23 protein-coding genes are annotated in these 26,737 nt (G+C 72.5%); 16 read left to right on the top strand and 7 right to left on the bottom strand.

Annotated elements, in window-relative coordinates; genetic code table 11:
- Positions 1 to 4: 4 nt before the first annotated feature.
- Positions 5 to 1,939 carry a sigma-70 family RNA polymerase sigma factor gene (locus tag DRB89_RS31910; protein WP_112463516.1) on the top strand — a complete coding sequence of 645 codons (1,935 nt, stop codon included), beginning with the start codon at positions 5 to 7 and terminating at the stop codon, positions 1,937 to 1,939.
- 27 nt (positions 1,940 to 1,966) lie between these two features.
- On the opposite strand, the gene DRB89_RS31905 is transcribed toward DRB89_RS31910, so the two are convergent.
- Positions 1,967 to 3,883 carry a tetratricopeptide repeat protein gene (locus DRB89_RS31905; RefSeq protein ID WP_112463515.1) on the bottom strand — a complete coding sequence of 639 codons (1,917 nt, stop codon included), beginning with the start codon at positions 3,881 to 3,883 and terminating at the stop codon, positions 1,967 to 1,969.
- A gap of 175 nt (positions 3,884 to 4,058) precedes the next feature.
- Entirely contained in the window at positions 4,059 to 4,559 is a 501-nt protein-coding gene (gene bldD / locus DRB89_RS31900; protein WP_069929708.1) for a transcriptional regulator BldD, read from the bottom strand.
- A 294-nt stretch (positions 4,560 to 4,853) separates the two neighbouring features.
- On the opposite strand from bldD, the gene pyrR reads away from it, so the two are divergent.
- From pyrR to pyrF, 8 genes are all read left to right on the top strand, one after another.
- Positions 4,854 to 5,456, top strand: a complete 603-nt coding sequence (gene pyrR, locus DRB89_RS31895; RefSeq protein ID WP_112446813.1) for a bifunctional pyr operon transcriptional regulator/uracil phosphoribosyltransferase PyrR — start codon at positions 4,854 to 4,856, stop codon at positions 5,454 to 5,456.
- Positions 5,457 to 5,573: 117 nt separating this feature from the next.
- Positions 5,574 to 6,575, top strand: a complete 1,002-nt coding sequence (locus DRB89_RS31890; RefSeq protein WP_112446814.1) for an aspartate carbamoyltransferase catalytic subunit — start codon at positions 5,574 to 5,576, stop codon at positions 6,573 to 6,575.
- Positions 6,576 to 6,577: 2 nt separating this feature from the next.
- Complete coding sequence (locus tag DRB89_RS31885; protein WP_112446815.1) at positions 6,578 to 7,864, top strand: dihydroorotase; 1,287 nt, start codon at positions 6,578 to 6,580, stop codon at positions 7,862 to 7,864.
- Positions 7,861 to 8,445 carry a hypothetical protein gene (locus DRB89_RS31880; protein WP_112446816.1) on the top strand — a complete coding sequence of 195 codons (585 nt, stop codon included), beginning with the start codon at positions 7,861 to 7,863 and terminating at the stop codon, positions 8,443 to 8,445. Before DRB89_RS31885 ends, DRB89_RS31880 begins: the two co-directional genes overlap by 4 nt.
- Entirely contained in the window at positions 8,442 to 9,605 is a 1,164-nt protein-coding gene (carA, locus tag DRB89_RS31875; protein WP_112446817.1) for a glutamine-hydrolyzing carbamoyl-phosphate synthase small subunit, read from the top strand. The genes DRB89_RS31880 and carA overlap by 4 nt, the downstream gene beginning before the upstream one ends.
- Positions 9,598 to 12,906, top strand: a complete 3,309-nt coding sequence (gene carB / locus DRB89_RS31870; RefSeq protein WP_112446818.1) for a carbamoyl-phosphate synthase large subunit — start codon at positions 9,598 to 9,600, stop codon at positions 12,904 to 12,906. Before carA ends, carB begins: the two co-directional genes overlap by 8 nt.
- 124 nt (positions 12,907 to 13,030) lie before the next feature.
- Complete coding sequence (locus DRB89_RS31865; RefSeq protein ID WP_112446819.1) at positions 13,031 to 14,140, top strand: quinone-dependent dihydroorotate dehydrogenase; 1,110 nt, start codon at positions 13,031 to 13,033, stop codon at positions 14,138 to 14,140.
- Positions 14,137 to 14,979 carry an orotidine-5'-phosphate decarboxylase gene (gene pyrF / locus DRB89_RS31860; protein ID WP_112446820.1) on the top strand — a complete coding sequence of 281 codons (843 nt, stop codon included), beginning with the start codon at positions 14,137 to 14,139 and terminating at the stop codon, positions 14,977 to 14,979. Before DRB89_RS31865 ends, pyrF begins: the two co-directional genes overlap by 4 nt.
- A gap of 88 nt (positions 14,980 to 15,067) precedes the next feature.
- On the opposite strand, the gene DRB89_RS31855 is transcribed toward pyrF, so the two are convergent.
- Positions 15,068 to 16,528: an APC family permease gene (locus tag DRB89_RS31855; protein WP_112463514.1), complete on the bottom strand. Its 1,461-nt coding sequence runs from the start codon at positions 16,526 to 16,528 to the stop codon at positions 15,068 to 15,070.
- Positions 16,529 to 16,649: 121 nt separating this feature from the next.
- On the opposite strand from DRB89_RS31855, the gene DRB89_RS31850 reads away from it, so the two are divergent.
- Positions 16,650 to 17,264, top strand: a complete 615-nt coding sequence (locus tag DRB89_RS31850; protein ID WP_112451670.1) for a TetR/AcrR family transcriptional regulator C-terminal domain-containing protein — start codon at positions 16,650 to 16,652, stop codon at positions 17,262 to 17,264.
- A gap of 51 nt (positions 17,265 to 17,315) precedes the next feature.
- Here the strand turns inward: DRB89_RS31850 and DRB89_RS31845 are convergent, their stop codons facing one another.
- Positions 17,316 to 17,579, bottom strand: coding sequence for a hypothetical protein (locus DRB89_RS31845; protein ID WP_239516428.1), 264 nt, complete (start codon positions 17,577 to 17,579; stop codon positions 17,316 to 17,318).
- A 171-nt stretch (positions 17,580 to 17,750) separates the two neighbouring features.
- Between DRB89_RS31845 and DRB89_RS31840 the strand changes: the two genes are divergently transcribed.
- Positions 17,751 to 18,491 (top strand): protein phosphatase 2C domain-containing protein, encoded by a 741-nt coding sequence (locus DRB89_RS31840; protein WP_112453968.1) that lies wholly within the window; start codon positions 17,751 to 17,753, stop codon positions 18,489 to 18,491.
- Between the two features lie 2 nt (positions 18,492 to 18,493).
- Here the strand turns inward: DRB89_RS31840 and DRB89_RS31835 are convergent, their stop codons facing one another.
- Together DRB89_RS31835 and DRB89_RS31830 are read right to left on the bottom strand one after the other, a co-directional pair.
- Positions 18,494 to 18,757, bottom strand: coding sequence for a DUF397 domain-containing protein (locus DRB89_RS31835; protein WP_112451672.1), 264 nt, complete (start codon positions 18,755 to 18,757; stop codon positions 18,494 to 18,496).
- Positions 18,754 to 19,611, bottom strand: coding sequence for a helix-turn-helix transcriptional regulator (locus tag DRB89_RS31830; RefSeq protein WP_112451673.1), 858 nt, complete (start codon positions 19,609 to 19,611; stop codon positions 18,754 to 18,756). Before DRB89_RS31830 ends, DRB89_RS31835 begins: the two co-directional genes overlap by 4 nt.
- 109 nt (positions 19,612 to 19,720) lie before the next feature.
- Between DRB89_RS31830 and DRB89_RS31825 the strand changes: the two genes are divergently transcribed.
- The 4 genes from DRB89_RS31825 to DRB89_RS31810 all read left to right on the top strand — a co-directional run bounded on the left by DRB89_RS31825 (position 19,721) and on the right by DRB89_RS31810 (position 23,039).
- On the top strand, positions 19,721 to 20,206 hold the full coding sequence (locus DRB89_RS31825) for an ATP-binding protein (protein WP_239516427.1): 486 nt from the start codon (positions 19,721 to 19,723) through the stop codon (positions 20,204 to 20,206).
- A 178-nt stretch (positions 20,207 to 20,384) separates the two neighbouring features.
- The gene (locus DRB89_RS46105) at positions 20,385 to 21,464 is read left to right on the top strand and encodes a helix-turn-helix domain-containing protein (RefSeq protein ID WP_275432037.1); all 1,080 of its coding nucleotides are present in this window, start codon (positions 20,385 to 20,387) and stop codon (positions 21,462 to 21,464) included.
- Between the two features lie 91 nt (positions 21,465 to 21,555).
- Entirely contained in the window at positions 21,556 to 22,080 is a 525-nt protein-coding gene (locus DRB89_RS31815) for a SigE family RNA polymerase sigma factor (RefSeq protein ID WP_112453972.1), read from the top strand.
- Positions 22,077 to 23,039 carry a hypothetical protein gene (locus DRB89_RS31810; RefSeq protein ID WP_239516425.1) on the top strand — a complete coding sequence of 321 codons (963 nt, stop codon included), beginning with the start codon at positions 22,077 to 22,079 and terminating at the stop codon, positions 23,037 to 23,039. Before DRB89_RS31815 ends, DRB89_RS31810 begins: the two co-directional genes overlap by 4 nt.
- 59 nt (positions 23,040 to 23,098) lie before the next feature.
- Here the strand turns inward: DRB89_RS31810 and DRB89_RS31805 are convergent, their stop codons facing one another.
- Positions 23,099 to 26,086 carry a bifunctional [glutamine synthetase] adenylyltransferase/[glutamine synthetase]-adenylyl-L-tyrosine phosphorylase gene (locus DRB89_RS31805; protein ID WP_112451675.1) on the bottom strand — a complete coding sequence of 996 codons (2,988 nt, stop codon included), beginning with the start codon at positions 26,084 to 26,086 and terminating at the stop codon, positions 23,099 to 23,101.
- Positions 26,087 to 26,481: 395 nt separating this feature from the next.
- On the opposite strand from DRB89_RS31805, the gene DRB89_RS31800 reads away from it, so the two are divergent.
- Complete coding sequence (locus tag DRB89_RS31800; protein WP_112451683.1) at positions 26,482 to 26,721, top strand: hypothetical protein; 240 nt, start codon at positions 26,482 to 26,484, stop codon at positions 26,719 to 26,721.
- Positions 26,722 to 26,737 lie beyond the last annotated feature (16 nt).

The following is a 26,737-nucleotide window of genomic DNA, read 5'->3' as shown; positions in this document are numbered from 1 at the left end:
CGCGATGAGCGGTGACGGGCGTGAAGAGCCACGCGGTGGCGCCGGCGGCGAGGTCGAGACGGGCAGCCTGCCCGCCCGGCAGGTCCCGGCGCAGCGCGAACCGGGTGGCCGCCACGCCGCCGGGTCGAGCGGAGAGCTCCCGCCGTCCGACGGGGATTTGATCGCCCGGATGCGCGCCGGCGACGACGGTGCGTACGAGGAGCTGTTCCGCCGGCACGCCGATGCCGTGCGCCGCTACGCCCGCACCTGCTGTCGCGACGGGCACACCGCCGACGATCTGACGGCCGAGGTGTTCGCCCGCACCCTCCAGGCGGTACGGGGCGGGGCGGGTCCGGACCAGTCGGTGCGCGCCTACCTGCTGACCACCGTGCGCCGGGTTGCCGCGGCCTGGGCGAAGACCGCCAAGCGGGAGCACCTGGTCGAGGACTTCGCGCTGTTCGCGGAGCAGTCGGCCGGATCCGGTGACGGCCCGGTCCCGCTGACCGGGGACGACACCCTGGAACTCGGCGCCGACGTACGGGCGATGCGCGAGGCGGAGCAGTCCCTCGCCATGCAGGCCTTCCGGAGCCTGCCCGAGCGGTGGCAGGCCGTGCTGTGGCACACCACCGTCGAGGAAGCCTCTCCCAGCGCGATCGCCCCGCTCTTCGGGCTGAGCGCCAACGCCACCGCCGTCCTGGCCAGCCGGGCCCGCGAAGGGCTCAAGCAGGCGTACTTGCAGGCCCATGTGAGCACCGCGCTGAGCTCGGGCGGGGACTGCGCCCGGTACGCCGACCGGCTCGGCGCGTACGCCCGCGGCGGGCTGCGCATGCGGGCCGAGCGGGGGCTGCGCAAGCACCTGGAGGAGTGCGCCCGGTGCCGGCTCGCCGCCGGGGAGCTCAAAGACGTCAACGCGGGCATTCCCGCGCTGCTTCCGGTCGCCGTCATCGGGTGGTTCGCCGCCGGGTACGCGGCCAAGGCCGCCGGAGTGGTGGCGGGCGGGGCCGTCGCCGCGGGCGGGGCCGGGGCCGCCGCGGCCGCCGCGGGCGGATCGACCGCAGGGGCCGGTGCAGGTGCCGGAGCCGGGGCCGCGGGTGGTGCGGCCGGGTCCGGCGGGGTCGGCGGAGCCGTGGCTTCGGAGGGGCTGGGGCTGCCCGCGAAGGCGGCCATCGCCGCCGGGGTCGTGGTCGCCGCTGCCGCCGGAGTGGTGTTCGCACTGGCCGGTGACGACACCGAGCCGCAGGCCCGGGCGGATGCCGCGCCGAGCGTGGCGGCGCCGGTCCGGCCGGTGCCGGTGAGTTCCGCGCCCGCCGCGCAGGAGCCGAGCCCGCCCGCCGCGCAGCCTTCGGCGGCGCGCGGCTCCGTACCGCCGCCGCGGGCCAGCACTCCCCCGCCGCCGTCGGCCAAGGCGCCGCCGGCCGTGCCGAAGGCCTCGCCGAGCCGGGAGCGGCCCTCGCCCGGCCCGAGCCCGAGCCGCAGCACGAGCCCCAAGCCGAAGCCGACGCCCACCCCGCCGCCGCAGGCCCCGGAGGGGTTCCGGCTGTCCGGGCTGGTCCACTCCGTCTACGGGGACCACAGCGGCCCGGAGCTCCAGACCTGGCGCAGCAGCTGGGTGTGGCAGCGCTGGGGACCGCAGATCGGCGGGCAGCGCTTCACGCACGGGATCACCGTCAACTCCCGCTCCTCCGTGAAGATCGCACTCAACCGCCAGTGCGCGAGCTTCTCCTCGCGGGCCGGCGTGGACGGCCTGTCGGTGCTCACGGACGGCGAGGTGCGCTTCTCCGTGTACGCGGACGGGCAGCGCCTGTGGCAGTCCCGGGCGCTCGGCTACGAGGACCCGGCGGTGGGCGTGTCCGTCTCCCTGGCCGGGCACAAGACGCTGCGCCTGGTCGTGGAGCGGGCCGGGGACGGCCGGCTGCCGACGCTGGCGAGCTGGGCCGACTCCGTCATCAGCTGCCGCTGACCGCGGCCGTCGGGTTTCCGGGCGCCGTCAGGTGCCGGTGAGGGCCAGGACCGTGCTGGTCAGGAGCTCCGCCGCCTCGGGCGGGCCGAGGGCGGCGCCGGCCGCCTGCTCCCCGGCGTACCGCTCCGGGCCGAGCGCTGCGAGGGTGCGGTGGGGGAGGTCGGCCAGGGCGGCCGCCTCCGGGACCGAGCGCGGGTGGCCCGCGCGCCAGGCGGTGGCGGCCGCGAAGACCCGTACCGCCTCGGCGGGCCGGTCGGCGGCGGCCAGCTGACCGGCGGCGGTCTCGGCGAGCGCGGCGAGGACCCGCTCCGCGCAGTGCCCGGCGACGGCGGCGGCCAGGGCGGGGGCGATCAGGACCAGGCCGGCCTCGGGGCCGTGCTCCCGGGCGGCGAGGACGGCGCCGATGTTGTCGATGCCGGCGGTGAGCTGCGGGGGCCCGGTGAACTTCCCGGCCGAGGCGCGGGCCAGATCGCACTCGCTGCGTGCCCGGCCGAGATCGCCCCGGAAGAGCGCGATCAGCGAGGCGACCAGGTGGCTGTAGGAGAGCACGTCATACACCCCGCCGTACTGTTCGGCCTCCCGGTCGGCCTGGTCCAGCAGCCGCTCCGCCTCGTCGAAGTCCCCGGCGCAGAACGACGCTTCGGCGATGCGGACGAGCGCGAAGGGCGCTTCGATGTGCGCCCCGACCTCGCGGGCCAGGCGCAGGCACTCCTCGTACTCGGTGCGGGCGGTGGCGTACCGGCCGCGGGAGAGGGCCAGTTCGCCGGCCGCGCTGGCCACCTGGGAACGGGTCCAGCGGTCGCCGACCCGGTGGGCGATCTCGTGCAGTTCCGCGATGTCCGCGTCGACGGTGGGCAGGCCGCCGGTGATGTCGATGGCGACGTGGGTGCGGAGCATGAGGGTGACGCCGAGCTCCCAGTCGCCGCCGTGGCGGCGGCAGGCCTCGACGGTCGTGTCGAGGTGGGCGTGGAAGTCGAGGACGTCGCCCGTGAGGAACGAGGCCATGGGCCAGAGCATGCCGGGGAAGCGGGCCGTCTCGGGGCCGCCGCGGCCGAAGGCCTCGGTGATGCGGGCCGAGAGGGCGGCGTACTCCGGGGTGCGGAACGGCACCGTGTCGCGGCCCTCGGCCACCAGGAAGATGTGGAGCACCTGGAGGCGCATGAGGCTCCAGTGGTGCGCTGAGCCCACGGGCGGGTCGGGCGGGGTGACGGCGAGGACCCGGTCGGTCCACTCGGCGCCCTCGTCGCGGTAGTTGCGCAGCCACCAGAACCAGCCGAGGGCGAAGTTGAGGCGGTGGGCGGTGTCGACGTCGTGGTGGGTGAGGGCGGTGTGGAGGGCCGCGCGGAGGTTGTCGAGCTCGGTCTCGATCCGGCGGATCCAGGGGAGCTGGGCGGCGGAGCGGAGCAGGGGTTCGGCTTCTTCGGCGAGGGCCGTGAAGTGGGCGGCGTGGCGACGGGCGGTACGGGCGCGGGCGGCGGGTTCGGCCGCGGCGCGCTCGGTGACGTACTCGTGGATGGTTTCGAGCATGCGGTAGCGCATGCCGGCCGGGCCGGCGGGTTCGGCGAGGACGAGGGACTTGTCGACGAGGGAGCCGAGGAGGTCGGCGACGTCCCGGGGGTCGGCGACGGCCGGGGGGCCGGCGACAGCCGGGGGGTGGCGGGCGTCGGGGTCGGCGCAGACGGCTTCGGCCGCCGCCAGGTCGCAGCCGCCCGCGAAGACGGACAGCCGGCGCAGGACGGTGCGTTCGGGCTCGGCGAGGAGGTCCCAGGACCAGTCGACGACGGCGCGCAGGGTCTGCTGGCGGGGCAGGACGGTACGGCTGCCACTGGTCAGGAGCCGGAAGCGGTCGTCGAGGCGGTCGGCGATCTGGCGCGGGGTGAGCAGGCGCAGCCTCGCCGCGGCCAGCTCGTCAGACCTCGATCGCCGCCCGGAGCGGCAGGTCACCCGCGCTGCGCCCGGCCAGCACCTCGAACCGGCCCGGCTCCGTGGTCCAGCCCCTTCCCCCCGGTGACCAGTGCTGCAGGGCTCGCGCGGGGCTGCGTACGGACCCCGCTCCCCGCCCCCCCGGCCCCCCGCCGGTAACGTTTCTGCTGGGCCTGGGCCCGGTAACACCGTCGGACTAGATGTCCTCGTGCGCCACCGCACGACGCGCGTCCGCGTCCAGCACGCCCCAGCTGATCAGCTGCTCGGTCAGGACCGAGGGGGACTGGTCGTAGATGACGGCGAGGGTGCGCAGGTCGTCCTGGCGGATCGAGAGCACCTTGCCGTTGTAGTCGCCGCGCTGGCTCTGGATGGTCGCCGCGTAACGCTGCAGCGGGCCGGCCTTCTCCGCGGGGACGTGGGCCAGGCGCTCCAGGTCCAGGCGCAGCTTCGGCGGCGGCTCGGCCGCTCCGCCGGGGGTCGTTCCCGGCAGCAGTTCCTGCACCGGAACCCCGTAGAAGTCCGCCAGCTCGGCAAGGCGCTGGACGGTCACGGCGCGGTCCCCGCGCTCGTAGGAACCGACCACCACGGCCTTCCAACGGCCCTGGGACTTCTCCTCGACACCATGGAGGGAAAGGCCCTGCTGGGTGCGGATGGCGCGGAGCTTGGCCCCGAGCTGTTTGGCGTATTCGCTGGACATAACGCTCCCGGACGCTGTGCGCTGTGACGGCATGGACGCTGTGACGACATGAACGCTTTGGCGACATGGCCCACGTGATGGACCACGTGCGGCTCCGCCGCGCGGCTCGTAACTCACTGTGAGGTTACGCAGCGTTACTTGGATGCGTCAAGCCGAATGGTCCGCGACGCCCACGGACGAGGGGTCCCGGGCCGCCCCGGTGCGGGCCCCGGGGAATCCCCCTGGTACCGTGGAACGCGTAGATCAGACGTCCTTTAAGGTCCGTCCCGTGAGGCGGAGAAGGAGGTCCTTTTCATGGACACCCAGCACAACCGCACCACAGCCCGGGAAACCGGGCAGAGCGATGCCATGCGCCCCGTTCTCGACGCGCAGGACATCGCCCGGGTCCTGACCCGGATCGCCCACGAGATCGTCGAACGCGCCAAGGGCGCCGACGACGTGGTGCTCCTCGGCATCCCCACCCGCGGCGTGTACCTCGCCCGCAGGCTGGCCGCCAAACTCGAAGAGATCACCGGTGCCAAGATCCCGGTGGGCTCCCTCGACATCACCATGTACCGCGACGACCTGCGGATGAAGCCGGCCCGCGCCATCGGGCGCACCGAGATCCCCGGCGACGACATCGACGGCCGCCTGGTCGTCCTCGTCGACGACGTCCTCTTCTCCGGCCGCACCATCCGCGCCGCCCTCGACGCCCTCGGCGACATCGGCCGCCCGCGCGCCGTGCAGCTCGCCGTCCTCGTCGACCGCGGCCACCGCGAACTGCCGATCCGCGCCGACTACGTCGGCAAGAACCTCCCCACGTCGCTGCGGGAGAACGTGTCGGTCCAGCTCCAGGAGGAGGACGGCCGGGACGCCGTACTGCTCGGCCAGCGAACCGACCGGGCAGCGGGGCAGTAACCCTGCCGGAGCCGGACCCCCCCGGGGGTCCGCGCGCCGAAGCCTGCCCTGCCACACCCCAGCCCGCCCGTCTGCCCTCCCCACACCGCTGCCCTCACCGACGTACGGAGAACCCGGATGAAGCGCCACCTCATCTCGGCCGCCGATCTCACGCGCGACGACGCCGTCCTGATCCTCGACACCGCCGAGGAGATGGCGCGCGTCGCGGACCGGCCGATAAAGAAGCTGCCCACCCTGCGCGGCCGCACGATCTGCAACCTCTTCTTCGAGGACTCGACCCGCACCCGGATCTCCTTCGAGGCCGCCGAGAAGCGCCTGTCCGCCGATGTGATCAACTTCGCGGCGAAGGGCTCCAGCGTCTCCAAGGGCGAGTCCCTCAAGGACACCGCCCAGACCCTGGAGGCCATGGGCGTCGACGCGGTCGTCATCCGGCACCACGCCTCCGGCGCCCCCTACCGCCTCGCGACCTCCGGCTGGATCGACGCCCCGGTCATCAACGCCGGTGACGGCACCCACGAGCACCCCACCCAGGCCCTGCTCGACGCCTTCACCATGCGCCGCCGCCTCGTCGGCAAGGACGCCGGGCTCGGCAAGGACCTGAACGGCCGCCGGATCACCATCGTCGGCGACGTCCTGCACAGCCGGGTCGCCCGCTCCAACGTCCAGCTGCTGCACACCCTGGGCGCCGAGGTCACCCTGGTGGCCCCGCCCACCCTGGTGCCCGTCGGCGTCGAGGCCTGGCCGTGTGAGATCTCGTACAGCCTGGACGAGGTGCTGCCGAAGTCCGACGCCGTGATGATGCTGCGCGTGCAGCGCGAGCGGATGAACGCCGCCTTCTTCCCGACCGAGCGCGAGTACTCCCGCCGCTACGGCCTGGACGGCGCCCGGATGGCCCGGATGCCCGAGCACGCCATCGTGATGCACCCCGGCCCGATGGTCCGCGGCATGGAGATCACCGCCGAGGTCGCCGACTCCGACCGCTGCACGGTCATCGAGCAGGTCACCAACGGCGTCTCCATCCGGATGGCCGTCCTGTACCTGCTGCTCGGGGGCTCCGAGCCCGCCGTCACCACCAGCACCGCCAGCACCACCGCCGCCCGCACCGAGGAGACGAAGTAAAGATGAGCAAGATCCTGATCCGTGGCGCGAAGGTACTCGGTGGCGAGGCGCAGGACGTCCTGATCGACGGCGAGACCATCGCCGCCGTGGGCGCGAACCTGGACGCCGGCGACGCGACGGTCATCGAGGCCCAGGGCCAGACCCTCCTCCCGGGCCTCGTCGACCTCCACACCCACCTGCGCGAGCCCGGCCGCGAGGACTCCGAGACCGTCCTCACCGGCACCCGCGCCGCCGCCTCCGGCGGCTACACCGCCGTCTTCGCCATGGCCAACACCTTCCCCGTCGCCGACACCGCCGGCGTCGTCGAGCAGGTGTGGCGCCTGGGCAAGGAGTCCGGCTACTGCGACGTGCAGCCCATCGGCGCCGTCACCGTCGGCCTGGAGGGCAAGAAGCTCGCCGAGCTTGGCGCCATGCACGAGTCCGCCGCCCGCGTCACCGTCTTCTCCGACGACGGCAAGTGCGTGGACGACGCCGTGATCATGCGCCGCGCCCTGGAGTACGTGAAGGCCTTCGGCGGCGTCGTCGCCCAGCACGCCCAGGAGCCCCGCCTCACCGAGGGCGCCCAGATGAACGAGGGCGTCGTCTCCGCCGAGCTCGGCCTCGGCGGCTGGCCCGCCGTCGCCGAGGAGTCGGTCATCGCCCGCGACGTGCTGCTCGCCGAGCACGTCGGCTCCCGCGTGCACATCTGCCACCTCTCCACCGCCGGCTCCGTCGAGATCGTCCGCTGGGCCAAGTCCCGCGGCATCGACGTCACCGCCGAGGTCACCCCGCACCACCTGCTCCTCACCGACGAGCTCGTGCGCTCGTACAACCCGGTCTACAAGGTCAACCCGCCGCTGCGCACCGAGCGCGACGTGCTGGCCCTGCGCGAGGCGCTCGCCGACGGCACGATCGACATCGTCGCGACCGACCACGCCCCGCACCCCCACGAGGACAAGGACTGCGAGTGGGCCGCGGCCGCCATGGGCATGGTGGGCCTGGAGACCGCGCTCTCCGTCGTCCAGCAGACGATGGTGGAGACCGGACTGCTCGACTGGGCGGGCGTCGCCGAGCGGATGTCCTTCGCCCCGGCGCGCATCGGCGGCCTCCCGAACCACGGACGCCCCGTCTCGGCAGGTGAACCCGCGAACCTGACCTTGGTCGATACCTCGTACCGTGGTGTCGTGGACCCCGCACACTTCGCCTCCCGCAGCCGCAACACGCCTTACGAGGGCCGTGAGCTGCCGGGGCGCGTCACTCACACCTTCCTGCGGGGCCGGGCAACGGTCGTGGACGGGAAACTGGCGTGACACCTGCAGTGATCCAACTGGCCGCCGAGGCCGCCGAACGACAGTCGGCGGAGGTGACGGACTGGGGCGCCCGCATCGCGTGGGTGATCGGTCTGCTCGTCTTCATCGCGTTCGTGTACTGGCTGATGCGGCAGGGCTGGAAATGGCGCGGCACCCTGCAGAGCGATCTGCCGGAGCTGCCCGCCGCCCCCAGCGGCCTCCCGGCGCACCGGCTGGCCCTGACCGGCCGGTACCACGGGTCCACCACCGCCGGGCAGTGGCTCGACCGGATCGTCGCCCACGGGCTGGGGGTCCGCAGCCGGGTCGAGCTCACGCTCACCGACGCGGGCCTCGACGTGGTCCGTCCGGGTGCCACCGACTTCTTCGTACCGGCCGCGCAACTGCGCGGCGCCCGCCTCGACAAGGGAATCGCGGGCAAGGTACTCACCGAGGGCGGTCTCCTCGTCGTCACATGGGCGCACGGCGACAGGCTGATCGACTCCGGATTCCGCTCCGACCGCGCGGCCGAACACGCCGCCTGGGTCGAAGCGATCAACCTCATGAACCACTCAATCACCACGACGGAAGGCGCCGAACGATGACGACCTCCACCAGGGGAGCAGCCAAAGCTCCCGCCGTACTCGTCCTGGAGGACGGTCGGATCTTCCGCGGCCGCGCCTACGGCGCTGTGGGGGAGACCTTCGGCGAGGCCGTGTTCTCCACCGGCATGACCGGCTACCAGGAGACCCTCACCGACCCGTCGTACCACCGGCAGGTCGTCGTGATGACCGCCCCGCACGTGGGCAACACCGGCGTCAACGACGAGGACTCCGAGTCCTCCCGCATCTGGGTCGCCGGATACGTCGTGCGCGACCCCGCGCGCGTCCCCTCGAACTGGCGCTCGCGCCGCTCGCTGGACGAGGAGCTCGTCAAGCAGGGCGTCGTCGGGATCTCCGGCATCGACACCCGCGCCCTGACCCGCCACCTGCGCGAGCGCGGCGCCATGCGCGTCGGCATCTTCTCCGGCGAGGCCTGGGACGGCGTCCGTGACGAGGCGCTGCTCGCCAAGGTGCGCACCGCCCCGCAGATGAAGGGCGCCAACCTCGCCGCCGAGGTCGCCACCAAGGAGGCGTACGTCGTCCCCGCGATCGGTGAGAAGAAGTTCACCGTCGCCGCCGTGGACCTCGGCATCAAGGGCATGACCCCGCACCGGATGGCCGAGCGCGGCATCGAGGTGCACGTGCTCCCCGCCACCGCCACCGTCGAGGACGTGTACGCGGTCAACCCCGACGGCGTGTTCTTCTCCAACGGCCCGGGCGACCCGGCCACCGCAGACGGCCCCGTCGCGGTCATGCAGGCCGTACTGGCCCGCAAGACCCCGCTCTTCGGCATCTGCTTCGGCAACCAGATCCTGGGCCGCGCGCTCGGCTTCGGCACGTACAAGCTGAAGTACGGCCACCGCGGCATCAACCAGCCGGTGCAGGACCGCACCACCGGCAAGGTCGAGATCACCGCGCACAACCACGGCTTCGCCGTGGACGCGCCCCTCGACAAGGTCTCCGAGACCGCCTACGGCCGCGCCGAGGTCTCCCACGTGTGCCTGAACGACCAGGTCGTCGAAGGCCTCCAGCTGCTCGACCAGCCGGCCTTCTCCGTCCAGTACCACCCCGAGGCGGCTGCCGGCCCGCACGACGCCGCGTACCTCTTCGACCGCTTCACGTCTTTGATGGAAACCGCCCAGATGGAGGCCGATCGTGCCTAAGCGCACCGATATCCAGTCCGTCCTGGTCATCGGCTCCGGCCCGATCGTCATCGGGCAGGCCGCCGAGTTCGACTACTCCGGGACCCAGGCCTGCCGCATCCTCAAGGCCGAGGGCCTGCGGGTGATCCTGGTGAACTCCAACCCCGCCACGATCATGACCGACCCGGAGATCGCCGACGCCACGTACGTCGAGCCGATCACCCCCGAGTTCGTCGAGAAGATCATCGCGAAGGAGCGCCCCGACGCGCTGCTCCCGACCCTCGGCGGCCAGACCGCGCTCAACACCGCCATCTCCATGCACGAGCAGGGTGTGCTGGAGAAGTACAACGTCGAGCTCATCGGCGCCAACGTCGAGGCGATCAACAAGGGCGAGGACCGCGAGCTCTTCAAGGGCGTCGTCGAAGCCGTCCACGCCAAGATCGGCTACGGCGAGTCCGCCCGCTCGGTCATCTGCCACACGATGGACGACGTCATCCAGGGCGTCGACACCCTCGGCGGCTACCCCGTCGTCGTGCGCCCCTCCTTCACCATGGGCGGCGCCGGCTCCGGCTTCGCCCACAACGAGGAAGAGCTGCGCCGCATCGCCGGCCAGGGCCTCACGCTCTCCCCGACCACCGAGGTGCTCCTGGAGGAGTCCATCCTCGGCTGGAAGGAGTACGAGCTGGAGCTGATGCGCGACACCAAGGACAACGTCGTCGTCGTCTGCTCCATCGAGAACTTCGACCCGATGGGCGTCCACACCGGTGACTCGATCACCGTCGCCCCGGCGATGACGCTCACCGACCGCGAGTACCAGCGGCTGCGCGACATCGGCATCGCGATCATCCGCGAGGTCGGCGTCGACACCGGCGGCTGCAACATCCAGTTCGCGATCGACCCGGTCGACGGCCGCGTCATCGTCATCGAGATGAACCCGCGCGTGTCCCGGTCGTCCGCGCTCGCGTCGAAGGCCACCGGCTTCCCGATCGCCAAGATCGCCGCCAAGCTGGCCATCGGCTACACGCTCGACGAGGTCCCCAACGACATCACCGAGAAGACCCCGGCCTCCTTCGAGCCGTCCCTCGACTACGTCGTCGTCAAGGCCCCGCGCTTCGCCTTCGAGAAGTTCCCGCTCGCCGACGCCACCCTCACCACCACCATGAAGTCGGTGGGCGAGGCCATGGCCATCGGCCGCAACTTCACCGAGGCCCTCCAGAAGGCCCTGCGCTCCCTGGAGAAGAAGGGCTCGCAGTTCACCTTCGTCGGCCCCACCGGCGACAAGGACGAGCTCCTCGCCACCGCGGTCCGCCCCACCGACGGCCGCATCAACACCGTCATGCAGGCCATCCGCGCCGGCGCCACCCAGGAAGAGGTCTTCGAGTCCACGAAGATCGACCCCTGGTTCGTCGACCAGCTCTTCCTCATCAAGGAGATCGCGGACGAGCTGGCCGCCGCGGAGAAGCTCCACCCCGAGCTGCTCGCCGAGGCCAAGCGCCACGGCTTCTCCGACTTCCAGATCGCCGAGATCCGCGGCCTGCGCGAGGACGTAGTCCGCGAGGTCCGCCACGCGCTGGGCGTCCGCCCGGTCTACAAGACGGTCGACACCTGCGCCGCCGAGTTCGCCGCGAAGACCCCGTACTTCTACTCGTCCTACGACGAGGAGTCCGAGGTCGCCCCCCGCGAGAAGCCCGCGGTCATCATCCTGGGCTCCGGCCCGAACCGCATCGGCCAGGGCATCGAGTTCGACTACTCCTGCGTCCACGCCTCCTTCGCGCTCAGCGACGCCGGCTACGAGACCGTGATGGTCAACTGCAACCCGGAGACCGTCTCCACGGACTACGACACCTCCGACCGCCTGTACTTCGAGCCGCTCACGCTCGAGGACGTGCTGGAGATCGTCCACGCCGAGTCGCTGGCCGGCCCCATCGCCGGTGTCATCGTCCAGCTCGGCGGCCAGACCCCCCTCGGTCTCGCCCAGGCGCTCAAGGACAACGGCGTGCCCATCGTCGGCACCCCGCCGGAGGCCATCCACGCCGCCGAGGACCGCGGCGCCTTCGGCCAGGTCCTCGCCGACGCCGGCCTGCCCGCCCCCAAGCACGGCACCGCCACCACCTTCAAGGGCGCCAAGGCCATCGCCGACGAGATCGGCTACCCCGTCCTCGTACGCCCCTCGTACGTGCTCGGCGGCCGCGGCATGGAGATCGTCTACGACGAGGACCGGCTGTCCTCGTACATCGCCGAGTCCACCGAGATCTCGCCGACCCGCCCCGTGCTGGTCGACCGCTTCCTCGACGACGCCATCGAGATCGACGTCGACGCCCTCTACGACGGCACCGAGCTCTACCTCGGTGGCGTCATGGAGCACATCGAGGAAGCCGGCATCCACTCCGGCGACTCGGCCTGCGCCCTGCCCCCGATCACCCTCGGCGGCTACGACATCAAGCGGCTGCGCGCCTCCACCGAGGCCATCGCCAAGGGCGTGGGCGTCCGCGGCCTGATCAACATCCAGTTCGCGATGGCGGGCGACATCCTCTACGTCCTGGAGGCCAACCCGCGCGCCTCCCGGACCGTCCCCTTCACCTCGAAGGCGACCGCCGTCCCCCTCGCGAAGGCCGCCGCCCGCATCTCGCTCGGCACCACCATCGCCGAGCTGCGCGAAGAGGGCATGCTCCCGAAGACCGGCGACGGCGGCACCCTGCCGCTCGACGCGCCGATCTCCGTCAAGGAGGCCGTCATGCCGTGGTCGCGCTTCCGCGACATCCACGGCCGCGGCGTCGACACGGTCCTCGGCCCGGAGATGCGCTCCACCGGCGAGGTCATGGGCATCGACTGCGTCTTCGGCACCGCCTACGCGAAGTCCCAGGCCGGCGCCTACGGCCCGCTGCCCACCAAGGGCCGCGCGTTCATCTCCGTCGCCAACCGCGACAAGCGCACGATGATCTTCCCGGCGCGCGAGCTCGTCGCCCACGGCTTCGAGCTGATGGCCACCTCCGGCACCGCCGAGGTGCTGCGCCGCAACGGCATCAACGCCACCGTCGTGCGCAAGCTCAGCGAGGGCGAGGGCCCGGACGGCGAGAAGACCATCGTCCAGCTCATCCACGACGGCCAGGTCGACCTGATCGTCAACACCCCGTACGGCACCGGCGGCCGCCTCGACGGCTACGAGATCCGTACGGCCGCCGTGGCGCGCGGCGTCCCGTGCCTCACCACGGTCCAGGCGCTCGCCGCGGCCGTCCAGGGCATCGACGCGCTCAACCGCGGCGACGTCGGCGTCCGCTCGCTCCAGGAGCACGCGGAGCGGCTGACGGCGGCCCGCGACTAGATCCCGGCGAGGACCGACAAGCCCGTACGGCCCGTAGAGGGGAGGGGGACACCGTCCAGCGCGAAGCGCGACGGTCGTCCCCCTCTTCATGAGCTTCATGAGCGCACAAGGGAACCCCTGCACGATGTACAAACTCTTCTTCGACCTGGTCTTCAAGCGGATGGACCCGGAGCAGGCCCACTACATGGCCTTCCGCTGGATCCGCCTCGCCGCCCGCACGCCGGTCCTGCGCACCTTCGTCGCCGCCTTCCTGGCACCCCGGTACGCATCGCTGCGCACCGAGGCCCTCGGCCTGCGGATGCACGGCCCCTTCGGGCTCGCGGCCGGCTTCGACAAGAACGCCGTCGCCATCGACGGGATGTCGATGCTCGGCTTCGACCACATCGAGATCGGCACGGTCACGGCCCAGGCCCAGCCGGGCAACCCGAAGAAGCGGCTGTTCCGGCTGGTGCCGGACCGTGCGCTGATCAACCGCATGGGCTTCAACAACGAGGGTTCGGCGGCCGTGGCGGACCGCCTGGCCGCCCGCAACCCGGTCTTCAAGACCGTCGTCGGCGTCAACATCGGCAAGACGAAGGTCGTGCCCGAGGAGGAGGCCGTCGCCGACTACGTCGCCTCCACCGAGCGCCTCGCCCGCCACGCCGACTACCTGGTCGTCAACGTCTCCTCCCCGAACACCCCGGGACTGCGCAACCTCCAGGCGACCGAGTCGCTGCGCCCGCTGCTGAGCGCCGTACGGGAAGCCGCGGACCGCGCCGTCACCGACCGCCGGGTCCCGCTGCTCGTCAAGATCGCCCCGGACCTCGCGGACGAGGACGTGGACGCGGTCGCCGACCTGGCCCTGGAGCTGGGCCTGGACGGCATCATCGCCACGAACACCACCATCGCCCGCGACGGCCTCGGTCTGAAGTCCTCCCCGTCCCTGGTCAAGGAGACCGGCGGACTGTCCGGCGCCCCCGTCAAGGAGCGCTCGCTGGAGGTCCTGCGCCGGCTGTACGCCCGCGTCGGCGACCGGCTGGTCCTGGTCGGCGTCGGCGGCATCGAGAACGCCGAGGACGCCTGGCAGCGGATCCTGGCCGGCGCGAGCCTGGTCCAGGGCTACAGCGCCTTCATCTACGAGGGCCCCTGCTACGCCCGCGCCATCCACAAGGGCCTGGCCGCGCGCCTGGCCGCCAGCCCGTACGCGACCCTCGCCGACGCGGTGGGCGCCGAAACCCGAAAGGCCGCGCTGTGAGCCCTGTGATCCCGTTCGGTACCCGCCTGCGCGAGGCGATGGACACCCGCGGTCCGCTGTGCGTGGGCATCGACCCGCACGCGGCGCTGCTGGCCTCGTGGGGCCTGGACGACGACATCGCGGGCCTGGAGAAGTTCTCCCGCACGGTCGTCGAGGCGCTGGCCGACTCGGTGGCGGTCTTCAAGCCGCAGGCGGCGTTCTTCGAGCGGTTCGGGTCCAAGGGCGTCGCGGTGCTCGAGCAGACCGTGGCCGACGCCCGGGCGGCGGGCACGCTGGTCGTCATGGACGCCAAGCGGGGCGACATCGGCTCGACGATGGCCGCGTACGCGCAGACCTTCCTGTCGCCGTCCTCGCCGCTCTTCTCCGACGCGCTGACCGTCTCCCCGTACCTGGGCTACGGCTCGCTGAAGCCGGCGGTCGACCTGGCCCGCGAGTCGGGGGCCGGCCTGTTCGTCCTGGCCCTGACCTCCAACCCGGAGGGCGCGGAGGTCCAGCGGGCCGTGCGGTCGGACGGCCGGACGATCGGCGCGACGATGCTCGGGCACCTGGCGGCGGAGAACGCGGGCGCCTCCCCGATGGGCTCGTTCGGAGCCGTCGTGGGCGCGACCCTCGGGGACCTGTCCTCCTTCGACCTGGACATCAACGGGCCGCTGCTGGCCCCCGGCATCGGCGCGCAGGGCGCGACGGCGGCGGACCTCCCGGCGGTCTTCGGCGCGGCCGTCCGCAATGTCGTGCCGAACGTGTCGCGGGGCGTGCTGAAGCACGGACCCGACGCGGGTGCGTTGCGCGGCGCGGCGGAGCGGTTCGCGGACGAGATCCGCGCGGCCGTCTCGGCCTGACCCACGCGTTGCCGGGCGCCCGCGCAGGGGCGTACGGCCCTGGGGGTCGGGGCTTTCGGCCGGTGCCGGCCGGGCGGGGTGCGGGCGATCATGGGGTGGGGGCGGTCGCGGTCGCGGGCTCTTCCGCGAAGCGGGCGTACACCTCGGGGCGGCGGGTCTTCAGGCGCTGGGCGAGGACGAGGCCGGCCGCGAAGACGGCGGGGACGAGGGCGACGAGGACGGTGTTGACGGTGGTGGAGGCCATGGTGAACAGGCCCACCTTGGAGACGACCAGGCAGATCGCGACGGCCAGCAGCACGGCGGCGGTGACGGGCGCGACCAGGGTCCGCCAGGGGCCCTCGTCGTGGGGGACGCGGTGGAAGTAGACGGGCACGGCGATGGCGGCGAGCAGCATCAGGGCCATGAGCCCGATCATGCCGGGAGTGTTCACCCAGAGCAGGAGCTGCTGGTACGGGTCGGCTCCGGCGAGGGCGAAACCGAGGACGATGACGGCACCGAGGGCGGTCTGGGCGAGGCCGGCGAGGTACGGGGAGCCGTGGCGCGGGTGGATCCGGCCGAGGGCGGCGGGCAGTACGCCTTCTTCGGCGAGGGCCAGCACGTACCGGTTGATGGCGTTGTGGAAGGCGAGGAGGGAGGCGATGACGCTGGTGACGATGAAGACGTGCATCAGGTCGGCCGCCCAGGGGCCGACGTAGGTGGTGATGGCGGTGAAGAAGAGGCCGGCGGGGTCCTCGCCGGCCGCGGTGAGGACCTCCTCGGAGCCGAAGGCCTGGATGACGGTCCAGACGATGAAGGCGTAGAAGAGGCCGAGGAAGGCGACGGCGATGTAGGTGGCGCGCGGGACGGTCCGGTCGGGGTCGCGGGCCTCGCGGCGGTAGATGACGGTGGACTCGAAGCCGGTGAACGCGGCGAAGGCGAAGGCCAGGACGGCCGCGGTGCCGGGGACGAGCACGGCGCCCGGGGCGAAGGAGCCGAGGGAGAGCCCGTGGGCGCCGCCCTCGATGAGGACCCCGCCCGCGAGGAGGACGAGTATCCCGGTCTCGGCGACGAGCAGCACGCCGAGCAGCTTGGCGCCGAAGTCGATGGAGCGGAAGCCGCCGTACCAGATGAGGGCGAGGCCGGCGAGGGAGACGGGCAGCCAGGGGACGTCGACGCCGGCCAGGGAGTGGGCGGTGTCGGCGGTGGTGGTGCCGAGGAGGCCGTAGACGCCGATCTCCATGCCGTTGTAGCCCACGAGGGCGAGGAGCGCGGCGCCGATGCCGACGCGCTTGCCGAGGCCGCGGGCGATGTACGCGTAGAAGGCGCCGCCGCTGCGGACGTGGCGGCTCATGGTGGTGAAGCCGATGGCGAAGACCGCGAGGGTGAGGCCGGCGAGGAGGTAGCCGGCGGGGGCGCCGACGCCGCCGAGGAGGATCGCGACGGGGGCGACGCCGGCCATGACGGTGAGGGGGGCGGCGGCGGAGATGACGAAGAAGGAGATGTCGGCGGTACCGAGCGCGCCGCGGCGCAGCTCGGTTCCGGTTCTCGGCGGCTCGGGCGTTTCGGGCATGCGGGAGCACCCTTCTGCGAACGGCGGGCGGCGGGGACGCAAAAACCTAAAGGCTTTCGGTTTGCGGCAATGTAGCCTCCGGTTTTGGCGTACGGGAAGACCTGACGGCGGGAGAACACCGATGGCACGGCCACGCACCCCCTTGCTGGACCGGGAGCGGATCGGCGCTGCCGCCCTGCAACTGCTGGCGGAGCAGGGCGAGTTCAGCGTGCCGCAGATCGCCCGGGCGCTCGGCGTGCAGACCGGGTCGCTGTATCACCACGTGGACGGCCGGGCCGGGGTGGTGGAGCTGGTACGGGAGCGGGTGTGCGCCGGAATCGACGGCGGGGCCCTGGCCGGGGAGCCCTGGGACGGGGCGCTGGAGGCCTGGGCGCGGTCCTACCGGGCCGCCTTCGCCGCCTACCCGCGGGCCATCCCGCTGCTGATGACCACGCCGGTACGGGCCCCGGCGGTGCTCGCGCAGTACGAGCAGGCGGTGGCGCTGCTGCTGCGGGCCGGGTTCCGCGTGGAGCGGGTGATGCCGCTGCTGACGGGGCTGGAGAACCTGGTCCTGGGCTCGGCCCTGGACCTCGCGGCGCCGGAGGCCATGTGGGAGCCGACGCCGCAGACCCCGCTGCTGGCGGAGGCGCTGGCCGCGCAGGGCCCGGGCCGCGCGGAGGCCGCCTTCGAAGTCGGGCTGGCGGCGTTCCTGGCGTACGCGCGGACCCTGCGGGGCGAGGCGGAACCGACCGGCTGAAAGCAGGCCCAGGTCAGCGGCCTGAGCCTGCTTCGTTGCGCAGACCCACGCCTATGGCTCCAGGTGGCTGAATCCGACCTCGAAGCGTTCGACCGAGACGATCCGCTGGCCTTCCCGCTGTGCTGTTTCCTCGCGGATCCGGGCGGCACGCTCCTCGCTCTCCAGCATGGTCCGCTCGTCCTCCCACAGGGTCAGCGACGTGGCCTTCCCCGAGGCCCGGTCGACGAGGTAATACACGCCCCGGAAGCCGGGAACGTCCTGAACCTGCCGGACGATCGCCTCCGAATTCGTGGTCAGGTCTCCCTCCGCAGGCACCGGTGACCCCTGGTAGGTACTCAGCCTCGCGAACATCTCCCGCAGTCCTTTCCTTCAGGTCCTTCAGGCCCCAGGACCAGCGTGCTCCGGCAGGTCACGCGCCGCATGCCGAGTGGCGTGACAATGGTGGTGAGGGACGCATCGGCCGTTGCGGAGAGGCGGGACGTCATCGTGGCGTACATAGCCGTGACCGCCCTGAGTCATGTCGGGCTGGTTCGCGATCAGAACGAGGACAGCCTCGTCGTCGGACCGTGGACGCTGTGCGGGACCACGACCCGGAGCCCCCAGACGCTCCTGTTCCCCCTCGGCAGGCCGCTCGTCGTCGCGGTTGCCGACGGGCTGGGTGGGCAGCCGGCCGGCGAGGTCGCCAGCGAGCTGGTCGTCCGCCAGCTCGCCCTGCTCGGCCCTTCGCTGGACGGCGTCGAAGCCATCGAGGACGCGCTGAACCTCTGCAATCGCGCGGTGTACTCAGCCACCGACGGCCGTCCGGAGCTGACCGCCATGGGCACCACGGTCGCCGGCGCCCTCGTCACGGCGGAGTCGCTGCTGTCGTTCAACGTCGGTGACAGCAAGGTGTTCCACGCGGCTCCGGACGGGCTGCGCCAGGTCAGCGTGGACGACAGCCCGGCGCTGCTACCGGGCCACCGCACCACGTCGGTCGTCACGCAGACACTCGGTGGAAGCCGCGGGCCCCACGTCCTCACTCCCCACGTGGCGGCCCTCCCGCTGGCCATGGGCGATCGCTACCTGGTGTGCAGCGACGGGCTGACCGACCCGGTGCCCGACGAGGCCATCAACGACGTGCTGCGGGTGCACGACGACGGCAAGGCGGCGTACGAGCTGTGGAAGGCGGCCATCGAAGCCGGAGGCCCCGACAACATCACCCTCGCGCTGGTACGCATCGGCGCGTGACGTCACCGACGCCTGGTCGCGTACCCCACGAACCCGGTCCAGGCCACCGGACCGACGGCGAGGCGGGGGCCATCCGTGACCTTGGAGTCCCGGATGAGGATCGCCTCGGGCAGCATCGCCACCTCGACGCAGTCGTTGCTGTCGCTGGCGCTGTAGCTGCTCTTGAACCAGGCGACTTCGACGCAGTCGTTGCTGCTGCTGGCGCTGTAGCTGCTCTTGACCCAGGTCAGTGCGGAAGGACCGCCGGTCGAGGGCTTGATGCTCATGTATCCCCCAGCATTTTCTCGATGAAGGCCCTCGACTGCCGTGGGCTGAGAGCCTGTGACCGGATGATCCCATACCGGAGTTCGAGGATCTGGATGTCCTTGGCGTCGGTGATCAGGCGGCTCATCAACTGCGCCTCGACGTACCCGATCGTCGAACCGTCCTTGAGCTTCAGGACGTCGATCTGCCCGCCCATCCCCGCGTGATCGTCACAGTCCATCGGCATCACCTGGATCTCTACGTTGCGCAGCTGCCCGATGTCGAGCAGGTGCTCCAACTGCCTGCGGAGTACCGCCCGCCCGCCGATCGGCCGCTCCAGCGTGACTTGCTCCAGCACGAAGGTCAGGGCGGGTGACGGCTGTCGGTGGAACATCTTCTGCCGGGCCATGCGGCCGGCGACGTACCGGTCCACCACGTCCGGCGAGAAGGCCGGCCGCCGGACCTCGTACAGCGCCCGCGCGTGCTCCTCCGTCTGGAGCAGACCATGCAGGTTGTGGTTCCCGTAGGCGCCCAACTCGACCGCGTCGGACTCCAGCTTGGCCAGGGCCCGGACCTTTTTGGGGTAGCGGGCCTTTTCCACGTCGTCCTTCATCGCGGCGATTTTGCCGCCCGCGCCGAGGATCTCGTCCGCCTTGTCCAAGTACTCCGGGCGCGGGATTCGCGCGCCGCGCTCGATCTTGTAGATCAGGTTCGGCCCGTATCCCAGGCGCTTACCGAACTGCGCACGGTCGAGCCCGGCGGCCTCCCGCCACATTTGCAACTGGCGGCCCACGGTGGCGATAACGGCCCCCGCTTCATCCTCCGGGTCGAGTTCCCAACTCGATTCACTCGACTCGTCGACACCGTCTGCATTCATCTCCACCCCCGAGGGACAGGCGGGACAGGGCGGGACAGCCCTGGACAACCGCCGTACAGGGCGGCCTCATTCCTGTTCAGGTTACGCACGGCTCGCCACGCTGAGTCACGTGAATCAGGAAATCGCCTTCGTCGCCACGCTCCCCGCCACCCCGCACGGCGCCCGCGCCGCCCGGCAACTCACCGCCGCACAACTGGCGGACTGGGGGCTTCCGTTCCATGACGCGGCCCAAGTCGTCGCCGAGCTCGCGAGCAACGCCGTCACGCACGGCCGGGTCCCCGGACGGGGGTTCCGGCTCCGGATCTCCACTTCGGGCGGCACGCTCCGTATCGAGGTGAGCGAAACCCGCGCCGAGTGCGCGCCGCCGTCCACCGCCGAATTCCCGTCCCTTGACGCCGAGTCCGGCCGAGGCATGGCACTCGTCGCGGCGCTGGCGGACCGCTGGGGGGTGTCCGTCGGGCCCGTTCCACTGAAAACGGTCTGGGCGGAAATCGGCACACCGCATCTCGGTTCACCGGATCTGGGTATCCACGACCCGGTGGACGACGTAGCGGTGGCGCACGACGTAAACCGCTTTAAAGACCCGGGGAAATAACCCAACCCAACCAAACCCGGGCCGCGCTCACTCGGTCGGGTGAATGAGCCCAACCCGGCTGGCGCATATGCCAATTCAGGGTGCAGGCTCAGCCTCGACAACCCCAGACATGCGAACGGCCCCCGACGGGACTGGCATCCCGGCCGAGGGCCTCACCGCTCAGGAAGTGGAGCTTCCCGTGGCTGAACAGCAGCTTAGCGCGCCGCTGCGCGCTCCGTACGGCAATCCGAGGCCCGGCGTCATGCACGAGCAAGACCCCCAGGCCGAGCGCTACGTCAAGATCTGCAACCGGCTCGCCCAGCACCGCGAGCTGAGTTTGACCGCGATCGGCCTGTCCACCCACATCCAGTCCCTGCCCACCGGCGCCCTGGTCTCCATCAAGGCCCTGTCGGCGCGCTTCTCCGAGGGCGAGACCCGCATCGCGGCGGCCCTGCGCGAGCTGGAAGCGCACGGCTACCTGGCCCGGATCCGGGAGCGGCTCCCGTCGGGGCAGGTCATCACCCGAACGGTGTCGTACAACGTCCCGCTCGCCCTGCGGGCGGCCCCGCCGGAGCGAGTCCCGGCCGTGGCACCGGTGTTGGCGCCCGTTCCGGTGCTGCTGCCGGTACGGGTACCGGCTGAGGACTCAAGCCCGGACGCCGACCCGGATTCCGACCCCGACCCGGATTCCGACCCGGACCCCGGACCCGGCGCCGGTCTGGATCCCGGCTCCCAACCGGCCCCCGGGCCCGGCCAGGGCCCCCGACCCGGCTCCGGCTCCCACCCCGGCCCCGCACCGGCGGCGCCGGTGGCCCGCCGGGCCGAGGCCACGTCCCGGCACGAGACCGTGTCCCGGACCGCGTTCGCGTCCCTGTCCGCACCCGCACCCGCAGGGCCCCTCCCCGAGGAACACCGGGAGGCCGCCGAGCTGCTCGCCCGCCTGCGGCTGCGCGACCCGAGGCTGATGCTCTCGGAGCGCGACGTGGCGCGGCTCGCGCCCAGCCTGACCGGCTGGCTGAAGCTCGGCCTGAGCCCCGCCGCCACCAGCGCCACCCTCGCGGGCTGCCTTCCGGACGGGCCGATCCGGTCGCCCGGGGCCCTGCTGGCGTACCGGCTCCGGGAGTTGCGGCCGCCCCGCCTCTCGGAGCGCCCTGTCGGTGTCCGGCCCCCGAAGGACCGGGAGATCCTGCCGTTCCAGACCTGCGACGACTGCGATCGCGCCTTCCGCGCCGCCTCCCCCGGCCACTGCGCCCCCTGCACGGCGGCCAAGGCCGCCTGACTCCCCCGGTCGGCGACCCGCGAGGATTCGATTGCGCTTCCGGGCAACCGAATCCGGGCGGGTGGTGGTCAAGGGGGCGAAGGAGGTGCCGATGCAAGCCGAGGAAGAAGCTCAGTTCCAGTCGTTCGTCGCCGCACGCTGGACCCATCTGGTGCGAACCGCGTACCTGTTGACCGGTGATCCGCACGACGCGGAGGACGTGACCCAGGCCGCGCTCGCGAAGGCGTACCGGTCGTGGCGGCGCGTGGCGCGCATGGACAGTCCGGAGGCGTACGTCCGCCGGATGCTGGTGACCTGCAACAGCGACCGGTTCCGCAAGCGCCGGGTCGCCGAGCGCCTGACGGACCGCGTGCCGGACACGTCGGTGCACGACCACCGCGTGGCGTGGGCCGACGAACGCAACGTGCTGATGGAGGCGCTGGCCGAACTGCCGACCCGGCAGCGGGCGGTGGTGGTCATGCGGTACTGGGAGGACCTCTCCGAGGCCGAGACCGCCGACGTCCTGGGGTGCTCCCAGGGCACCGTCAAGAGCCAGGCCTCCAAGGCGCTGGCGAAACTGCGCGCCTGGCCCGGACTGAGCCGGATCGCGACGAGGAACGAGGGGGCGGCCGCGTGAACGGGCAGGGCAACGGACAGGGCAACGGACAGCGCAACGAGCCGGGTTACCGGCACGACGACTTGTTCGAGCTCGACCTGCGGGATTGGATGGCCCAGGGCGCGGACGCCGTACGTCCCGCCGCCGCGCCGTATCCGGAGATCGTCCGGCAGGGCCGCGCGGAGCGGCGGCGCAGGCTGGCGGTGGCGGGGGCCGCCCTGGTCGCGCTGGCCGTCGTACCGGCCACGACCCTCGCCTTCACCGGCAACAGCGGCGGCGGGCCCGCGGACCGGGTGTCCGTGGCCGGCGGCGGCCCGGGACCGAGCGTGACGGCGCCGGCCCCGCTGGCGCCCGCCGGGCCGGGCGCTCCCGCGACTCCCGGGCAGCTCGCCGACGGGATCACCCTCCAGGACGCGGCCGCCGGGCTGGAGCAGTGCCTCGCCTACGACCGGGAGCACTCCAGCTCGTCGGGTTTCCAGCGGACGGACCTGGGCAAGGCCACCGACTATCGGATCCTGCTCGCGCACCGCAGCACCGGCAACGACAACTCCCCGGGGGACGGCCACTTCGTAGTCGCAGTCAGGGACAATCCCCCGCAGACCCGGCTGATCTGCACCATCAAGGACGGCCGGGTGAGCGGCATCAACACCTCCCGCAGGGACGCGGACCCCGAGCGCGGAGCGGTCGTCCCCGACATGAACGGGGGCAAGCTCCACCTGCAGCGGCTGCGCTCCGAGGGTCCGTGGAAGCTGCCCTACCGCTGGGGCAGCATCGGCACCGTCGACTCCAGCGTCGCCCGAGTCACCGTCAGCTACGGCAGCGTCAGCGTCGAAGCCGCCCTCGACCACGGCTGGTTCGCCGCCACCAGCATGCTGGACCGCGCCGTCACCGAGGCCCCGCGCATCCAGGGCTACGACGCCCAGGGCAAGCGGATCTACGACTCCAACCAGGACCAGGCCTACGACAAGCCCATCCCTTAACGGGGAGCCGGGCGGAGCCCGTAGGACCTCGCCGCCGTACAGGGGTCGGCGGCGAGGTCCTACGCGCCGTAGAAGAGTTCGTCCACCACCGCCCGCGCGCGGCGCGTGATGCGGCGGTAGTCGTCGAGCATCTCGCCGACCCGGCCCTCCGCATAGCCGAGGTAGCGGCCGACCGCCGCCTGTTCGCGGACGTCGGAGGGGAAGCTGTCCCCGGCCCGGCCGCGGACCAGCATCACGGCGTTGCGGACGCGGGTGGCCAGCACCCAGGCCTCGTCGAGGATCTGCGCCTCTTCGGTGGGGATCAGGCCGGCCGCGTGGGCGGCTGCCAGGGCCCGGCGGGTCCGGGTGGTGCGCAGGCCGGGCTCGGCCCAGGCGTGGCGCATCTGGATCAGCTGGACGGTCCACTCGACGTCGCTGAGGCCGCCGCGCCCCAGTTTGGCGTGCAGGGTCGGGTCGGCGCCCCTGGGCAGGCGCTCGGATTCCATCCGGGCCTTCAGCCGCCGGATCTCGCGGACGGCGTCCTCGCCGAGACCCTCCATCGGGTAGCGCAGCGGATCGATGAGCTCGATGAAGCGGGCACCGAGCTCGGCGTCGCCCGCGATCGGCTCGGCGCGCAGCAGGGCCTGGGACTCCCAGGTCAGGGACCAGCGGCGGTAGTAGGCGGCGTAGGAGGGGATGGTGCGCACCAGCGGGCCGGAGCGGCCTTCGGGGCGCAGGTCGGCGTCGATGAGCAGCGGCGGGTCCGCGGTGGGCAGCTGGAGCAGTCTGCGCATCTCGGAGACGACGTGCTGGGCGGCTTTCGCGGCCTCCTGTTCGTCGACGCCCTCGCGGGGTTCGTGGACGAACAGGACGTCGGCGTCGGAGCCGTAGCCGAGCTCGTGTCCGCCGAAGCGTCCGACTCCGATGATCGCGAAGCGGGTGGGCAGGGTGTCGCCCCAGTGGCCCCGGACGGCGGCGCGCAGGGCTCCGGCGACGGTGACGGCGGTGAGGTCGGAGACGGCGTCGCCGACCCGGTCGACCAGGGCTCCGTGGTCCTCCTCGGCCGGGCTGTCCTCCGTACCGTAGGAGCCGATGATGTCGGCGGCGGTGGTGCGGAAGAGTTCGCGGCGGCGCACTCCGCGGGCGGCGGCCACGCCGGCCTCCGGGTTCTCGGCGCGGCCGACGGCGGCGAGCACCTCCTGTTCGAGGGCCTCGCGGGTACGGGGGACCAGGCCTTCGGCGTCGCCGAGCAGGGCCACGGCTTCGGGGGCGCGCATGAGCAGGTCGGGGGCGAGGCGGCCGGCGGACAGGACGCGGGCGAGGTTCTCGGCGGCGGCGCCCTCGTCGCGCAGCAGGCGCAGGTACCAGGGGGTGCGGCCCAGCGCGTCGGAGACCTTGCGGAAGTTGAGCAGGCCGGCGTCCGGGTCCGCGGAGTCGGCGAACCAGCCGAGGAGCACGGGCAGCAGGGTGCGCTGGATGGCGGCCTTGCGGGTGACGCCGGAGGCGAGGGCTTCGAGGTGGCGCAGGGCGGCGGCCGGGTCGGCGTACCCGAGGGCTTCGAGGCGCTGGCCGGCGGCGCGCGGGGAGAGCCGGGTCTCGCCGGGGGCGAGTTGGGCGACGGCGTCGAGGAGCGGGCGGTAGAAGAGCTTCTCGTGCAGGCGGCGGACGACGGAGGCGTGGCGGCGCCAGGCCTTGTTGAGCTCGGCGACGGGTTCGGTGCGCAGGCCCATGGAGCGGCCCAGGCGCCGCAGGTCGTTCTCGTCTTCGGGGACGAGGTGGGTGCGGCGCAGCCGGTAGAGCTGGATGCGGTGTTCCATGGCGCGCAGGAAGCGGTACGCGTCGTTGAGCTGGGCGGCGTCGGCGCGTCCGACGTAGCCGCCGGCGGCTAGTGCGTGGAGCGCTTCGAGGGTGCTGGAGGAGTGCAGGGTGGCGTCGGAGCGGCCGTGGACGAGCTGGAGGAGCTGGACGGCGAACTCGACGTCGCGCAGGCCGCCGGGGCCGAGTTTGAGTTCGCGGTCGACCTGGGCGGCGGGGATGTTGTCGACGACGCGGCGGCGCATCTTCTGGACGTCGGCGACGAAGTTCTCGCGCTCGGCGGCCTGCCAGACGAGGGGGGTTATGGCCTCGACGTACTCGGCGCCGAGCGTTTCGTCGCCGGCGACGGCGCGGGCCTTGAGTAGGGCCTGGAACTCCCAGGTCTTGGCCCAGCGCTGGTAGTAGGCGAGGTGGGAGGCGAGGGTGCGGACGAGCGGACCGTTTCTGCCCTCGGGGCGGAGGTTGGCGTCGACGGGCCAGATGGTGCCTTCGACGGTGGTGTCGGAGCAGATCCGCATGAGGTGGGAGGCGAGGCGGGTGGCGGCCTGGACCGCCTTGCCCTCGTCGGCGCCGGGGGCGGCGTCCCCGACGAAGATGACGTCGACGTCGGACACGTAGTTCAGTTCGTGGCCGCCGCACTTGCCCATGGCGATGACGGCGAGCCGGCAGGCGGCCGCGTCGGCGGGGGCGGCGGCGCTCGCGATGCGCAGGGCGGCGCGCAGGGTGGCGGTGGCGAGGTCGGCGAGTTCGGCGGCGGTCTGGGCCACGTCGGTGGTGCCGCAGACGTCGCGGGCGGCGATGGAGAGCAGGCAGCGGCGGTAGGCGACGCGCAGGTCGACGGGGTTGTGGGCGCCGGCCAGTCCGTTCTCGAACTCGGGGAGTCCCGGGTGCAGGTCGGCGGCCTCGTAGGTGACGAGGGCCCGCCAGTCCTGGTGGTGGCGGGCGAGGTGGTCGCCGAGTGCTTCGGAGGCGCCGAGCACGCCGAGGAGGCGGTCGCGCAGGGGCTTGGCGCTGACGAGGGTGTCGAGCAGTACGGGCAGTTCGTCGGCCGTCTGCGCCTCGGCGAGCCGGACCAGCCCGAGGAGGGCGAGGTCGGGGTCGGCGGTGGCTCCGAGGGCGTCGAGGAGCACGGGATCGGTGCGTACGGCGGCCAGCGCGTCGGTGTCGAGGAGCCGGGCCGCGGCGGAGGGGTCGGTGAAGCCGCTGCGCAGCAGCCGGCTGAAGGTACTGCTCCTGCGTCCCGGGACTGTCATCCCGCCGCCTCCCGCGTACGTCGCCTTGCCCGTGCCTCTGCCCTGGCCTGGTGGTTCGCGTGGGCCCCGCTCCCGGCGTGGTCCGCGCGTCCGCCCGGGGAGAGCCTAAGCGGTCGCGGGGAAGCGGGGCACGCCTCCGCGCCGCGGGGCACACCGGTCTCGGCGGACGGCGCGGACGCGCGCCCGGCTCCCTGGCGGCCGGTGGGGCCGTACGGCACGGGAATCAGGACTGTAGCGATGCGCTCCCACCCACCACAAGCCCCCCGCCTGCGGACTTCCCGGAAGGGCGGGGGAGTGCGTCCCGGGTCCAGCGGCCCGGGCGTCTGAGGGGGCCGGGACGGGGTAGTCGCCGAAGACCCGCACCACCCGTACAACAGGAACCGGAAGAGGACGAGATGACGGAACACGAGAAGTCCCGGCGCCGCCCGCGCACGACCCCGTCCGAAGCGGTGGGGGAGAGCGGGGACCGCGAGGCCCGGCAGCAGGCGGACGACGCCGTCGTACGGCGCCCTGGCGAGGGCCGGGGCGACACGGATGCCGGAGGCCATCAGGCCAAACGGCAGCGCCCGGGCATCGGCCGCGAGGAGCAGGCCGGCCCGGACCGCCCGAGGCCGACGGGCGGTGGAGACCGCTGAGAACCCCGCCCGGACC

It is taken from the genome of Streptomyces sp. ICC4, assembly GCF_003287915.1.
Classification (GTDB): Bacteria; Actinomycetota; Actinomycetes; order Streptomycetales; family Streptomycetaceae; genus Streptomyces; species Streptomyces tritrimontium.
Note: the sequence above shows the minus strand (reverse complement) of the source record. Positions and strands in the feature narration are given on the sequence as shown.